Origin of the sequence: Lipingzhangella halophila (assembly GCF_014203805.1) — a bacterium.
Taxonomy (GTDB): Bacteria; Actinomycetota; Actinomycetes; order Streptosporangiales; family Streptosporangiaceae; genus Lipingzhangella; species Lipingzhangella halophila.
Map to the genome: position 1 here is coordinate 3,838,118 of NZ_JACHJT010000001.1, position 12,983 is coordinate 3,851,100.

Annotated in this window: 13 protein-coding genes and 3 pseudogenes; 8 read left to right on the plus strand and 8 right to left on the minus strand. The window is 68.5% G+C overall.

Features of this window, described 5'->3' with window-relative positions; translation table 11 throughout:
• Positions 1-16: 16 nt before the first annotated feature.
• The 3 genes and pseudogenes from F4561_RS17715 to F4561_RS34010 all read left to right on the plus strand — a co-directional run.
• Positions 17-1,300 carry a DEAD/DEAH box helicase family protein gene (locus tag F4561_RS17715; protein WP_184580470.1) on the plus strand — a complete coding sequence of 428 codons (1,284 nt, stop codon included), beginning with the start codon at positions 17-19 and terminating at the stop codon, positions 1,298-1,300.
• Positions 1,297-2,073: a helicase associated domain-containing protein gene (locus F4561_RS17720; protein ID WP_184580472.1), complete on the plus strand. Its 777-nt coding sequence runs from the start codon at positions 1,297-1,299 to the stop codon at positions 2,071-2,073. The genes F4561_RS17715 and F4561_RS17720 overlap by 4 nt, the downstream gene beginning before the upstream one ends.
• Positions 2,074-2,130: 57 nt before the next feature.
• Positions 2,131-2,358, plus strand: a pseudogene (locus tag F4561_RS34010) (helicase associated domain-containing protein); the annotation flags it as partial.
• Positions 2,359-2,468: 110 nt separating this feature from the next.
• Here F4561_RS34010 and F4561_RS17730 read toward each other — a convergent pair.
• Positions 2,469-3,005 carry a hypothetical protein gene (locus F4561_RS17730; protein ID WP_184580474.1) on the minus strand — a complete coding sequence of 179 codons (537 nt, stop codon included), beginning with the start codon at positions 3,003-3,005 and terminating at the stop codon, positions 2,469-2,471.
• 322 nt (positions 3,006-3,327) lie between these two features.
• Positions 3,328-3,513: a PspC domain-containing protein gene (locus F4561_RS17735; RefSeq protein ID WP_184580476.1), complete on the minus strand. Its 186-nt coding sequence runs from the start codon at positions 3,511-3,513 to the stop codon at positions 3,328-3,330.
• A 167-nt stretch (positions 3,514-3,680) separates the two neighbouring features.
• Here F4561_RS17735 and F4561_RS17740 point away from each other — a divergent pair, with 167 nt between their 5' ends.
• Both F4561_RS17740 and F4561_RS17745 read left to right on the plus strand, forming a co-directional pair.
• Positions 3,681-3,851 carry a hypothetical protein gene (locus F4561_RS17740; RefSeq protein WP_184580478.1) on the plus strand — a complete coding sequence of 57 codons (171 nt, stop codon included), beginning with the start codon at positions 3,681-3,683 and terminating at the stop codon, positions 3,849-3,851.
• Between the two features lie 492 nt (positions 3,852-4,343).
• A complete protein-coding gene (locus F4561_RS17745; protein WP_184580480.1) occupies positions 4,344-5,162 on the plus strand; it encodes a type II CAAX endopeptidase family protein in 819 nt (272 codons plus the stop codon).
• A gap of 127 nt (positions 5,163-5,289) precedes the next feature.
• Here F4561_RS17745 and F4561_RS32070 read toward each other — a convergent pair whose 3' ends face one another.
• Positions 5,290-6,279 carry an AbiJ-related protein gene (locus F4561_RS32070; RefSeq protein ID WP_221445527.1) on the minus strand — a complete coding sequence of 330 codons (990 nt, stop codon included), beginning with the start codon at positions 6,277-6,279 and terminating at the stop codon, positions 5,290-5,292.
• Positions 6,280-6,345: 66 nt separating this feature from the next.
• On the opposite strand from F4561_RS32070, the gene F4561_RS32075 reads away from it, so the two are divergent.
• A complete protein-coding gene (locus F4561_RS32075; protein ID WP_221445528.1) occupies positions 6,346-6,657 on the plus strand; it encodes a hypothetical protein in 312 nt (103 codons plus the stop codon).
• A 30-nt stretch (positions 6,658-6,687) separates the two neighbouring features.
• On the opposite strand, the gene F4561_RS17765 is transcribed toward F4561_RS32075, so the two are convergent.
• The 4 genes and pseudogenes from F4561_RS17765 to F4561_RS17780 all read right to left on the minus strand — a co-directional run bounded on the left by F4561_RS17765 (position 6,688) and on the right by F4561_RS17780 (position 9,429).
• Positions 6,688-7,323 carry an SMI1/KNR4 family protein gene (locus F4561_RS17765; protein ID WP_184583791.1) on the minus strand — a complete coding sequence of 212 codons (636 nt, stop codon included), beginning with the start codon at positions 7,321-7,323 and terminating at the stop codon, positions 6,688-6,690.
• Positions 7,324-7,683: 360 nt separating this feature from the next.
• Positions 7,684-7,947, minus strand: a pseudogene (locus tag F4561_RS33745) (DUF2637 domain-containing protein); the annotation flags it as partial.
• A gap of 479 nt (positions 7,948-8,426) precedes the next feature.
• A pseudogene (locus F4561_RS32675) lies at positions 8,427-8,728 on the minus strand (helix-turn-helix domain-containing protein); the annotation flags it as partial.
• Between the two features lie 119 nt (positions 8,729-8,847).
• Complete coding sequence (locus F4561_RS17780; RefSeq protein ID WP_184580482.1) at positions 8,848-9,429, minus strand: CGNR zinc finger domain-containing protein; 582 nt, start codon at positions 9,427-9,429, stop codon at positions 8,848-8,850.
• 62 nt (positions 9,430-9,491) lie between these two features.
• Between F4561_RS17780 and F4561_RS17785 the strand changes: the two genes are divergently transcribed.
• Entirely contained in the window at positions 9,492-10,349 is an 858-nt protein-coding gene (locus F4561_RS17785; RefSeq protein WP_184580484.1) for an alpha/beta fold hydrolase, read from the plus strand.
• Positions 10,350-10,576: 227 nt separating this feature from the next.
• On the plus strand, positions 10,577-10,984 hold the full coding sequence (locus tag F4561_RS17790) for a TraR/DksA family transcriptional regulator (RefSeq protein WP_184580486.1): 408 nt from the start codon (positions 10,577-10,579) through the stop codon (positions 10,982-10,984).
• Between the two features lie 251 nt (positions 10,985-11,235).
• Here F4561_RS17790 and F4561_RS17795 read toward each other — a convergent pair whose 3' ends face one another.
• On the minus strand, positions 11,236-12,969 hold the full coding sequence (locus F4561_RS17795; RefSeq protein WP_184580488.1) for a CocE/NonD family hydrolase: 1,734 nt from the start codon (positions 12,967-12,969) through the stop codon (positions 11,236-11,238).
• Between the last annotated feature and the right edge of the window lie 14 nt (positions 12,970-12,983).

Sequence of the window (12,983 nt, forward strand, 5' to 3'; positions counted from 1 at the left end):
CAGGAGTGGAGGTTGCGTGCCCTACCTGCGCCCGCATCAGATCGAGGCGGTCGAGGCGTCGCTGAAGGCGTTCAGTAATGAAGAGTCGCGGGTCCATGACGTGTTGGCGTGCGGCACCGGCAAAACCCGCATCGGGCGTGCCGTGGTGGATGCGCTCCTTAGGAATGAGGGTCGGGTGCTGGTCGCGGCCCCACGGATCAACCTGCTGGTCCAGGCGCTGGCGGAGTACCGGGTGGCCGGTGATGCGGGGCTGGGCCGCGTCGTGATCGTCTGCAGCGACTCCGCTATTACCAGCGATGGGCGTCTGGGGGGTATCGATCTCACGGTGACCACCTCCGCTGCGTGCGTGGAAGCGCTCGCACGGGGCCCCGGCCGGGTCACGGTGTTCTCGACCTATGGGTCCCTGCCCACGCTTATCGAGACCCATCAACGAGGGCTGGGCCCGTGGGATCTGGTGGTGGCTGATGAGGCCCACTACCTCGTGGGCCAGGGCAAGTGGGCGCGCATTCACGATGATGCCTGCGTCCCGGCCCGCCGTCGCAAGTACACCACCGCCACCCCGCGCATCCTCACCCCGCGCGCCACCAGCGGCGACACCGTTCTGACCGGCGACATGGCCGATGCGGCAACGTTTGGCCGCCGTGCCTTTGAGCTCACCTTCGCTGAGGCGATCGAACGGGGCCTGCTCGCGCCGTTTAGGGTGATCACCCCGGTGGTCACCCGTGGGCAGGTGCGCCAGCTTGTGGACCAGGCCACGCACCTGGAGGTGGGCCGCGGGGCGCTGTCCGCGGACGTCGCCGCGATGCAGCTGGCCTCATTGAAGGCGATGATCGAGTTCGACGCCCAGCGGGCGCTGACGTTCCGCCCCCGGGTGAGCCACGCACGGTTGTGGGCGACCAGCCTTGCCCACATCCCCGAGCTGATCCCGGAATGGCAGGGCACGGTGTGGGCGCGCCACCTCAACGGCACCCACACAGGGCGCACCCGCGCACGCGTGCTCGAACAGTTCAGCGCGCCCGCTGAGCCGGCCACCAAACGGTTCCTGACCAACGTCGCCCTGTTTCGCGATGGTTTGACGCGCCCGGCTGCGACACGGTGGTGCTCACCCACCCCATCACCTCAGTCACGTTGGCGGTGCAGATGTTCAGCCGCGCACTGCGCCCTGATCCTGAGCGCCCGGACAAGACCGCGACGTTCATCCTGCCGGTGCTTCTGGGCGAACAGGACAACGGAGAGCACGCGTTGGACTCGCCCGCATGGTCGGTGGTCTGGTCCACACTGCGCGCCCTGGCCTCGATGAGCACGAGCCTGTTCGACCAGGCCAGCCACCAGCTGCGCACGTACGGCGCCCGCGAACCAGGCGAGGACGCTGGGCCCTACCGCGTGCCGGAGTGGTGGCACGTGCGCGGGGTGCCGGTGCCTGCGGAGTTCGCCTCCGCGATCAGCCTGCGCGCCATGCGCACGCTCGCCCCCGCTGAGGAGGAGTACTTCGGCGCCCTGCACCGTTTCCACGCCGAGCACGGGCACCTGCGAGTGCCCGTCGAGCACGTCACCCCCGGCGGGCTTCGCCTGGGCAAATGGGTGCGGGCCGCGATCAACCGCTACCACCGGGGCATATGCGATCGCACCATCACCCGGCTCACCGACATGGGGATGACCTGGCACTCAACGCGGGCGAGCCGCCACGACCTCGTCCGCGCGGCCATGGACTTCTACCTCACCTACGGCCACCTCAACGTCCCCTATACCTGGAGCACCCCCACAGGGTCCACGCTTGCAGACTTCATCAACACCATCCGCCAGGAATACAAGAACAACAAATACACCCAATCCGACATCGACTTTTGGGAGTCGATCGGTATGGTGTGGAGCCCCACAGATGAACGCGAGCGCACATTACGCCAGGCTGTCCTCGACCATCACGAAGAGCACGGCGACCTCCTTGTCGACAACGATTTCGTCACCAAAGACGGAGCGCGGCTTGGCCGCAACATCGCACAAACAAGAAAAGCCCACACCGACGGAACACTCACCGAAGAAGACTTCGCGTTCTATGATTCCCTGGGCATGTGATGGGACTGGAAAGAAGCCAAAAGAGAACGCCAACGCAGGAACTATGAACAACGGTGGGAACGCGCCTATGGGTTCGCGCACCAGTTCTACGCGCGCAACGGACACCTTCGGGTGCCCCCACACCACAAACCCGCCGACGAACACGGCCCTTTCGGTCTCTATGACTGGCTACGGCGCCACCACAAAGAATGGAACACCGTTCCCGCAGACAAACGCGACCGTCTCCTCGCCATCGGTTCCGTCTGCCCGCAAACGACCAGCGAACCCCCGCAGACCGAGTCATGACCCCCACCTCAGCCGCCACCATCTCCAGTGCCGTCGTGCAGGCCCACGCGGTGCACGGCGACGTCACCGTGCCCCCCGCATGGCAGCCACCAGTGCCCCGGGAGCTTCCCTCAGCCCCGCCCCACTGGACCAACCGGACCGCTGAACTCGCCCGGCTCGCGTGCCTTGAGCAGCACACTGTGCAGCGTCAGCGCCGCGAGCTGGTCATCATCTGGGGACCAGGCGGTGTCGACAAGACCGTGCTCGCCACCCACGTCCTGACCAACCTCGCTGATGCCTTTGTTGACGGACAGCTCTACGCCGACCTGCGCGGCTTCTCCGAACGGCCGGCTGAGCCCAGGTTCATCCCCACGTCCGTGGGGCTCGGGGGTGCGGCGTCGGCCTCGGTATCCGCCGGGCGGGGCGATGACGTCGTGGGGCCGCCGGGCGGCGGGCTCGGCGTCATAGACGCAGGCCAGGGTGGCCATCCGTGTGCGGGCCGGCTTCTCGCCTGCGGTCAGGCGGGTGCGAAAGGCCCTGGGGGTGGCCGCGGCGGCCTGGCGGGTGACCGGGCACAGTGCCTCCGGGCGCATCACCACCCCCTTGGCGCCCACCGACAGCGCCAGCACCGTCGAGGCGGTGCACGGCAGCGTGATTCGCCGCGGCACCCCTGGGCTCCGCCGGGCCGGGGACGGTGTGCCTTCCGTTGCTCAGCCTGCCGCTGACCAATCGGGTGGAGGTGCGCCGACACACCGACTCCCACCCCACCGCCCGACGCCTCGCCGAACGGATGGGCTGACGGCCCCGGCCAGTTCAAGCCGGGCGCTCCGGTGCTCGTCGGTCCTGCAGGTCGGCGCCAACGGGCTGGATGGTGGTGAGACTTACCGCGGCGGCGCGGTCGAGCGGCCCACCTGCCCGCACCTGCCCGGCGCCTGCCTGACGACCGCGGCAGGCCATGCCCCCGGCTCCGCGTGGCCCCCGGTGTGCCGGTCAGGTCTCCTTGGGGATCACGATCCACATCACCAGGTAGATCAGCACCTGCGGCCCCGGCAGCACGCACGAGAGCACGAACAGCACCCGCACCAGAAACGGCGACACCCCGAAGCGGCGTGCCAGACCCGCACACACGCCGGCGATCCACCCGTCACGGGTGCGCACCAGACCGCTCGAAGCCATAGCTCCACAACTCCTTTCCCCCGTCAACCGCTCCGCACCCGGCCCCGCGGTGCGCTCGCAGCGGAGGCATCGCAACCGGTGGCCGGACCGGAGATGGCACCCCTGCCCTACCCCGATCCGGCTGCGGCACTCGCCCCGGGATCGGCACGGCGAGGAACGCGTGGCCGATGCGTGTCTCCGCCACCCCCAACTGGGTGGAGCCTGGCTTGGGGGCGCCGCCGACTGCGGGGGCGGTGTGCCTTCCGCTGCTCAGCCCGCCGCTGACCTATCGTGTGGAGGTGCGCCGCCATACTGACTCCCACCCCACCGTGCGGCGCCTGGCCGACCGGCTGGGCTGACGGCCCTGGGCGAAGCGAACCGACGACGCTCCGGCCGCTGTCGACCGCACGGGCGCCGGAGTCCTTACTCATCGCGATGGAATTTGCTTACCTCGGACCTGAGGAGCCTGAGCATGGTTGCCGACGTGCCCGACGCGCTGCTCCGAAGGTGCGTGGATACCCTGGCGCTCGCCCATCGCGTCCGGGGGAGGCCCTATCCCACTGGGTGCGGACTCGACCAGCTGGCCGAACACAATCTCCGTGCCCCTCGGGCGAAACCTTCCTACGCCCAGTCGGCGTCCGGACTGCGTCCCGGAATCGGGATCGAACGCGTCCTGGACTATGTCGTGCGTGCCGTCGCGCGATCGATCGCGGGTGGATGTCGGGTCCGTTCCGGGCTGCCCTGCACCCGGCGGTAAGGGTACCCACCCTGAAGTCGCGCCAGCAGGTTCAGGGTGCTGCTCCGGGGAGATCCGGATCCACGCGCGTGGCAGGGAGATCGATGATGGCGTCATGACGACCAAGAGGACACCCCCGCAGAGCCGTCTTCGTCGACCACTCGTCGTGTTCTTCGCTCTGACCTTCTTGTTCGGCTGGGGAGCTCTGGCGTCCCTGATCGCATTCGGCGGTCTCATGGAGCCGGTCTTCGGCCCTCCGTCCGGCACGCACCCGGTGTTCGTCCTGGCCGTGTACTCGCCCGAGTTCGCGGCCCTCTACGTCATCTGGCGGGAGGGCGGCCTGCGCGATGTCCGGGACCATCTGCGCCGTCTGATCCTGTGGCGGATGCCTGCCGGATGGTGGTGGTTCCTGCTGCTCGCGATGCCCGCGGGCAAGTACGTGAGCGCGCTGCTGAATGGGACGGCGGGCGAGTTCCCCTTCTCTCCGTGGTACTTGGTCCTGCCCGCGCTGATCCCGGCGCTCCTTCTCGGACCGATCGAGGAACTCGGCTGGCGCGGTTACGCCCAGCCGATGCTGCAACGCCGGTTCAACCCCTTGGTGACCAGCCTGGTCCTCGGATTCTTCTGGGGGCTGTGGCATCTGCCCGCGTTCCTGCTCAGCGGCACCCCGCAGAGCGCATGGTCCTTCGGCCCGTTCATGCTCGGTGCGTTCGCCCTGTCGATCATCATGACGCCCCTGTTCAACGTCTCCCGCGGCAGCATCCTCATCCCCGCCCTGTTCCACTTCCAGGCCAACATCCCCGCCTACCCCGAGGGGCAGCCGTGGGAGAATTACGTGTTCGCCCTCGTGGCAGTAGTCATGGTGATCTGGAAGCGGGACCACTTCTTCTCCCGCGACGGCGCCGTCACCGACGTCGTCCTCCGTATCCGCTGACCTCTCGCGCCCGAGCGCGCAGCGGCGCACCCGGAGAGATGTGCCTCTCTGGACATCATGGATGCACGTCCCCTGTTGTCCGCGGCTCAGGTACAGGTCCGAGATTCCGCGATCTTGGACCACGGCATCAACGTCGACGAGATCCCGGAGCCGCACCGGCTCGCCGAGCGCGGCTGGTAAGTCTCCTTACCAGTGCTCGGACACCATCACCGAGAAGGTCTCGGGTTCGAGTGCTTCGAAGATGTGGGGGGAGGTCGCCCGGGTAGGCGACGTAGTCGCCCGGGCCAATCTCGACCGGGTCGTCGGTGAGGCCGAGCCGGGCGAAGTCCAGCCGCTGGGTGAGCATCACCTCGTCGCCCCGAGCGGACTTGGCGACAGGGTCCCAGTGCAGCCACACCGCGGGCAGCAGCGCTGGGAACCTCTCCCCACGTTGGCGCTGGCCGTAGATCCGGTGATACTTCTCGAACAGCGCCTGCTGCGGCGGAGAGTTCGCGGGCAGGGCAGAGCGAAGCCGTTGCCAGAGACTTCCCTTGGCCGCCTCGGGGGAGAGCTGCTCTCGTTCTGCCCACCACGCTTGGAGGTCGTCCCACGTCAACCCATACTCAGGGACCGGGCGGTCGTAGCGGAGCACACCACTGGTGGCTCCTACGACCTCGACCTCTTGGCCCAGGACCTCTCGTAAGCACAGGTCTGGCTTGGCGGCTGTCGATGCAAACAGGATCAACTGTGGCGGTCTGGCCCGTGAGCCGGTGGGCACGATGGAGAACTCCGGGTAGCCGCCGGTACTGCCGGTCTCGATGACCTTGAGTCCGCCGCGTGCAAGCGGCAGGGCGATCGCCTCGGCCAATGCACGCTGGCGGTGCTCGTCGGGATTGACCGCTCCGGAGAGCACCCCTTCAACAAACAGCAGGAACCGGCGATTCGAGCTGGTCAGCGCACCGGGCTTCTTGAAGAGGTCGAGCACTGTCCAGTCATCCGTGAAGCGGACCATGTGCCGCTCGATCTCACTGGCCAGGCTACGGCCGGTCCATAGGTCCATCTCCGACTCCAGAACCCACAACTGGCCAAGCATGGCCAAGAAAACGCGATGCAGCCTCGCGGCGCTTCCTATCAGCATGGGCACTCCTGCCGCCGCTCCTGTGGCCACCGCCACCACCACCCCGCCCCCATCACATAGGTGCCTATGGCCACCGCTCCACCGGTGACGGCTGCGGCCGTCACAGCGATCACCGCGATGACCGCCCACCTCAGCGGCAGTCGACCTGACGTCTCTCCGCTCACCTGTAGTCCCCTCCTCGCTGTCGTGTCGAGGCTGCCCCACATCGTGGTGGGCGTCGGTGAGGACTCCGGCGGTGAGCTGTGCGACCGTGCGTCCCGCGCCCTCGCCGCGGAACTGGGCGTGGAACCGGCGCTCTTGCCCGGCGGCCACGTCGGATTCCCCGAGGACCCCGAGGCCTTCGCCACCCGGCTGCGGCAGGTGCTCGCCGCCGGGTGAACCGTCCCGGCGGCCGTGGACGGTCCCGGATCAGCCCTCGTCGGGGATCCCGACGGGGGCTGGGGTGAGGGGTGAACCGTGGAGCTGCCGGGCGTCTGGTACACGGTCCCACCACAGCCGCTGGTCGACCGTGGTGAACAGGCGCCAGCCGTCGAGCGCGCCCCCACCGTAGAGCACCTCGGCGAGTGCGGACAGGTAGGCGGCGACGCCGGGCCATGATCCCGTGAAGGAGCCGCAGCCGTCGTGGACGGCCCGACCGAGGCGCCCCTGCCCGGGGCCGGGCCGCTGGTCGACAACCAGCAGGTCGCCGCTGGCGGTCTGCGCCCAGGGAACCCAATGGGGGTGCCACCACGGCTCCTCTCCCGGTTCGGCCGCCAGCAGGTCCTCGTCCGCGAGGTCCATGCGCAGCCGCCACGCGTCACGGATCCCCGCGGCACCGAGGGGGGAAGCCGCGGGCAGCAGCCGGGACTCCGCGTCGCCCCCGTTGTGCCACCGCAGGGACGCGGTCAGCCCTGCCGGCAACTCCGCGCCGATCTCCCGCCCGGCGGCCTCGATCTCCTCACCCGACGCCGGGGGGTTGAGCAGCGCCAGCTCCGCGGGTGCATATGCGGCGAGCCAGGAGTCGATCCGACGCCAGGACCCTGACACGGCCTCGTCCTCGTGCATGGCAACCATTATGCGAGCCCGTTGAGGTCCTCCTCTCCGGGGGCGCCTGGCGAGGTGGAGCCCGGGCGGTTTCGGTCCGATCGACCTCCCGGCCCAGGTCCCCCGCGCCGTGGTGCCAGCAGCCGGCAGCATCCTCGGGTTCCGCTGCCGAGGCCGTGGTGCGGTCGTTGCTCTCCTGGTCGCCCGCGGTCTGCGTACGCACTGCGTGTGCAAGAGGAGTTCGCGCGGAACTGGCGCATCAAGAGCTCGTAGCTCCCGATCAGGGCGAAGGAAGGCCAGGCGTGGATGATGCGTGACCACACCCGTGGGGTCGGCCACGGCGATGTTGGCCGCCAGGGACGCGGCGCTGCCGACAACCAATAGCGTCCACGGCAGCACTCCCCCACGCCGGCCCTGGCGGGCATCACTGAGTAAGGCCATGGAGGCGGCGACTATCATGCCGTCGACCGACAGCGGGAACAGGCCCGCACGCCAGGCGGGTTCGCCGTGGCTCAGCGCCAGCTCGAACATGTGGGCATAGGAGACCACGGCCGCGATGGCGGCCAGCAGCAGGACGGTGGCGGTGGGGATCCAGCGCGACCACACCGGACTCGACATGGGCACTCGCTCCCTTTCGCAGGTCATCAGCCATACGCGGGAGTCGGACACCGGTGAGCACTACCGGGCACATGGACCTCGGCCGATCGTGGAGACGGCCGCGGCGCGCCGACGGCGTGGAGACAAAATGGAGACGAGAACTCGTCTCAACGGGGCTCAACGGCGTCGAACGGCTCCCAACGAGGACCTCTGACCTGCAATTCCACACATCGGTCCAGGTCGGCCGGAGCGCCGAACTACCTTGACACGGTAGAGGTCACTGGTTCGAGTCCAGTATCGCCCACCAGCATCACCGCAGGTCAGGATGGGTCTCTCAGATCTCTCCACGGAAGGCGGACACCGCCGTGGGAGATATCTGGGAGACCATCTTTTTTCGTAGGGGCCTTCGGCCCCTCAGGCGGCATCGTCGCGGTAGTGCTCACGGGCGAGTTCGGGGACGAGTGACGCCAGTTTTCGTCGCTCTGTGTGATCGATCCCGGTGAGACTGTTCTCCCAGCGGCGGGTCAGAGCCCGATGCCGCAACCGGCCAACTCGGCGGTGATCCGGGCCTCGGACCGCTTGTGCTCGCGCCGCCAAGTCCCGATCGCGGCCACGGCCCGTCCGAGGCGGCTTGTAGGGCGTGGTGCGGGGCCGAGGAACGTTCGTGCAGGCCGGTTTCGCCGTGGCGGCGATGCCGGTTCACCCACTACGAGGCACATGCCCGCGATATGCCCATTTCAGCGGCTACGTGGGGGATCGGGCGCATCTGGCAGCGCTCGACGAGGCGGCGACGGCCCTCGACGGACAGCGGCGCATTACCGTGGGACACGAGAGCAAATCCTTTCAGAGGCTGGATGAGTCGTTGACGCTTCTCATCATCGCGGGCCGGGGCCTGCTCTCCTCATGTCACTCCGACAGCAGTGTCAACGACCTTCCACCCCGTAACAGTTAGGCGCCCGCGGCTCGCCGCCGCGCGCGGTGGTTGGCGACATTGACCCGGTTTCCGCAGACTTCGGGCATACAGAAGCGGCGGCGCCCGGCCCGACTGGTATCGACGAATACACCCTCGCACGCCGGTGACGCACATGCGCGAAAGCGCCTGCCGCCCAGGCTGTGCAGCACGCCCAGCAGCCCGACACCGATGAGTACGGCCAGCTCGTCGGCAAGCGCAGCCCCCTCCACCGTGGCAACCGCCCACCGCCAACGTCCGCCACTGTCGCGGTAAAGACGGGGGCCGGCGCCGGCGCGGGCGACGAGCGCCTCAGCAGCGGCCGCGAGTTCGTCCTCGGACTCGCTTTCCAATGCGGCGCGGGTCTCCTCGCGCAGGCGGTGGACGGCGATCACGTCGGGGGCTGCGGGACGACCCCCTCCGTCCAGGGCTTCGGGCGCGAGTCCGTGCTCGGTGAGGAAATCGGCCAGCGCGGCGGTTCCGGCCAGGCCGTCGCCGTCGCTGCGCACCCGCGGCGCGGTGTTGACGAGAGCGGTGGCTACGCCCGCCCCTGATGCGTAATCGGAAAACGGTATGTTCAAGCCTTACCTCTTGGTATCGTAATCGATCTAAGACAAGTTTACCGATTACTACTGGAGGTGCCATGCCTACCAGCGACAACGGCGCACCCGCTGCCGTCTCTGCGTCTTATACTCTGCCCGACCGCGTCAGCGTTTCGGGCGGGCGTGTCGCCACCGGCGTACTCGGCCACGGTCCGCCCGTGATCCTGGTACACGGCACACCGGCCTGGTCCTACCTGTGGCGCGGCGTCGCCGAACGACTGGCCGAGCACCACACCGTCTACTTGTGGGACATGCTCGGTTTCGGCGACTCCCATGCCCGCCCCGGCGTCGCCCCCTCGATCGCGCGGCAGGCCACCACACTCACCGAACTGGTCGCACACTGGGGACTGGAGGCGCCCGCCCTGGTCGGTCACGACATCGGCGGGGGTGTGGTGGCGCGTGCGCACCTGATGGAAGAGGTGCCCGCACGCGCGCTGGCGCTGGTCGACGCCGCGGTGCTGGGGCCGTGGAACACCCCGTTCACCGACCACCAGCAGCACTACGCCGAGGCGTATCGCACCATGCCCGTCGACGTATTCGGCGATCTGGCCGCCGTCCGGCTGCGTAGCGCCGTCCAGACTCCGATGTCCCCTGAGGTTGCCGACGCCTACCTCGCGCCGTGGGCCGGACAGCAGGGGCAGAACCGCTGGATCGACCAGGTCGCCGCGGTCAGCTACGAAGACACACGCGACGTTGTGCATCGCCTGGACACGGTGACCGCGCCCACGCTGGTGCTGTGGGGCGAGCAGGACGGCTGGCTGGACCCGTCGGTCGGGGCCAACCTCGCCGCGGCCGTCCCGGGCGCCCGCCTTCGCACGGTTACGGGTGCGGGCCACTTCTTGCCCGAGGACGCGCCCGAGGCCACGGCACACGCCCTGGTGGAGTTCCTCAACGGCTGAGCGTGGGCGTCCGCCGCCGATCAGGCCGGGCACCGTCGGCCACGGTGCCCGGCCCAGCGCTGCTTACGGCCGAAGGCCGCAGCGATCTCGCCTCCGGTCGGCAGCGAGTGGACGGGGTGGCCGGGATGCGCCGGGCCCCACTGCCGTGGGGCAGACCGTGGAGAACACGGCAAAGGTTCCGCCGCTCGCGAAATAGCCACCGCGCGGATGGCGTTGTGGCCTGCACTATGGACGAAGCAGCGGATCCCCCCGAGCGTTCCGGAACGGACCACCACGCGGCGGCGGAGCGGATCCGGCAGGCCAGAGCCGAAGCGGCGGGACTGGCCCAATCCCTGATGCGCCAGTGGGACGGCGTCGTCGAGGCGGCCGCATTAACGGGGAACGACGACGAGCACGATCCCGAGGGACCCACTGTCGCCTACGAACGCCAACAACTCCAGGCCATGCGTGAACACGTGCGCGGCGAACTCACTGATCTCGACCGGGCCGCCCAGCGGCTACACGATGGCGTGTACTGGACGTGCGCGGGCTGTGGGGGTCCGATCGGCGCGGCGCGCCTCAGCGCACGCCCCACGGCCCGAACGTGTATCGGCTGCGCGTCCCGAGGTACTGCGCGAACCCGCTACGGGGGGTGACCACAGCACTCCGCGCGCCACGGCGTCCCCGCGTCCGCTGCGCGTGTCGGGACAGGTGCTCCGGCGGAGGCGCGCTGCGCGGCGCCAAAGAAGTACGCGTCGTTCTGGCAGGTGTGGCACCGCAACGCCAGCAATGACGGGCGGCTGACGCGCAGGCACGGCAGCGACCGGAGGTGCCCGAAGGTTCCCGGCCCCCGAGCACCCGATCCCGCGAGCGGCAGCGAGCCCCAGAAACGCTAAACGCTGCCTGGCTAGCTGTCCCCCGTCGCGGGACGTGTCGTGAACGGCAGCACGATCCGGGACTGGTGGGTCGCGTCGCGATGAATCTTGTGGGTGACGGGACGGCCCACCGGCAGGTGGAAGGCGTCGGGGGGGGGCAGTAGCGCGTTGTGCGCGTCGGCCAGCGGTTCGTTGTTCGACAGTTCGGCGACCATACGGTGGCCGGGCCGCAACGTTGCCGCGAACGGGTACAGGCGCACTACGTACTCCTCGATCTTCCCGGGCTCCACCGGCACGGCACGGGTGTGCGGATGGTACGGGTTGCCTTCTGTGGTGCGGTCGTCGAGCTCGCGGTGTGAGCCCTTGAGGTACCCGGTGGTGACCAGTTGGCGTTTGCTGTCAGGCGCGGCGTCCCACAGACGCAGGATGAAGTTCGTGTCGTCCTGGTCGATCTCCGCGAAGATGTGCGCGGCGCCTGTGCCGATCAGTTCCGTGGGCTCCTCGAACGGTTCGGTGCTCCAGCTCAGGACTTCGACCTTGTCGGTGACTGTGAGCGGCGCCTGGTAGAAGCCGTCCGGGGAGGCGTACTCCGCGCCCATAAGCTCGGGTTCGAACGAGAGCTTGTGGCGTGGGCGCAGGTAGAGCGAGGTGTATTCGGTCTCCTTCGGCGGCCACTGCTCCGCGGTGACCACCTCACGCGAGCCCTCGACGAAGACGCTCACGGCCGGCTCGGCCATGATTCCGTTGTCGACGCCCTTGAGCCAGTACTCGTACCAGCGGAACATCGTGTCGTGCTCCTCGACCCACGGACGCGACTGCATCGGGGGGTAGGAGCCGATGTCCAACTTCTTTGGCCCCTTCAACACGTTGAACAGTTCGATGTGGCCGTCCACGGTCCAGCCGCGGCCCTGGTCGATCTGTAGGTAGACCGGGATCTCGGTGTTCTGCGCCAGCGTGATGGGGTTGCGCTCCTCGTACCACGGGCCGTCGAGGTGGTTCATCACGATGTCGAACCAGAACTCGCGGTTCTTCGGGTACTTCAGGACGTGCACCAGGTTCGGCCAGGCGGCGACGTCGGGGTCCTGAAGCCGCCGCTGGACGAGCTTTTCAAGCTCATCCGGGGAGTACTCCTCCTGCATTCGGGACTTCACGTTGGTGTGCGCGATGCCGGAGTCGCCACCGCGGCCCTCGCGGGCGGCGCGCGGCATGAACCACATGATGCCGCCGTGGTAGGTGGTCTCGTAGAAGTCGAAATGGCCGCCGCTGACGAAGATCGCCTTCAGGTGCGGTGGACGCTCGGCCGCGGCCAGCACCTGCATGGATCCGAAGTACGAGATACCGATCATGCCGACGTTGCCGTCACACCACGGCTGCGCGGCGACCCACTCGATGAGGTCGTACAGGTCTTGCCCCTGCGGGACCCCACCGAAGTTGTAGTTGCCGATCATCACGCCGCCGGAATCACCGGTGCCGCGCATGTCACCGATGACGTGGACGTAGCCCTCCGTGACGACGCGGGTGATGTCACCGGCCTCGATGCAGCCGTCCCACAGCGGACTGGGGCGGCGCTGGGGCGGCATGGTGAGGGCGAAGGCCTGCAGCTCCTTGCCGTAGGCGCTCATCGCGACCAGCGCCGGCCGCGGTTCTTCCTCCGTGCCGTGGTAAGCGTCCGCGGCGAGCTCGACGCCGTCCCGCATCGGGACTCGCAGATCCTTGCGGGCGGCGATCCGCTGCCCACCGGCATCCAGCAATCGAGGCTCGACCATGCGATATCTCCTGT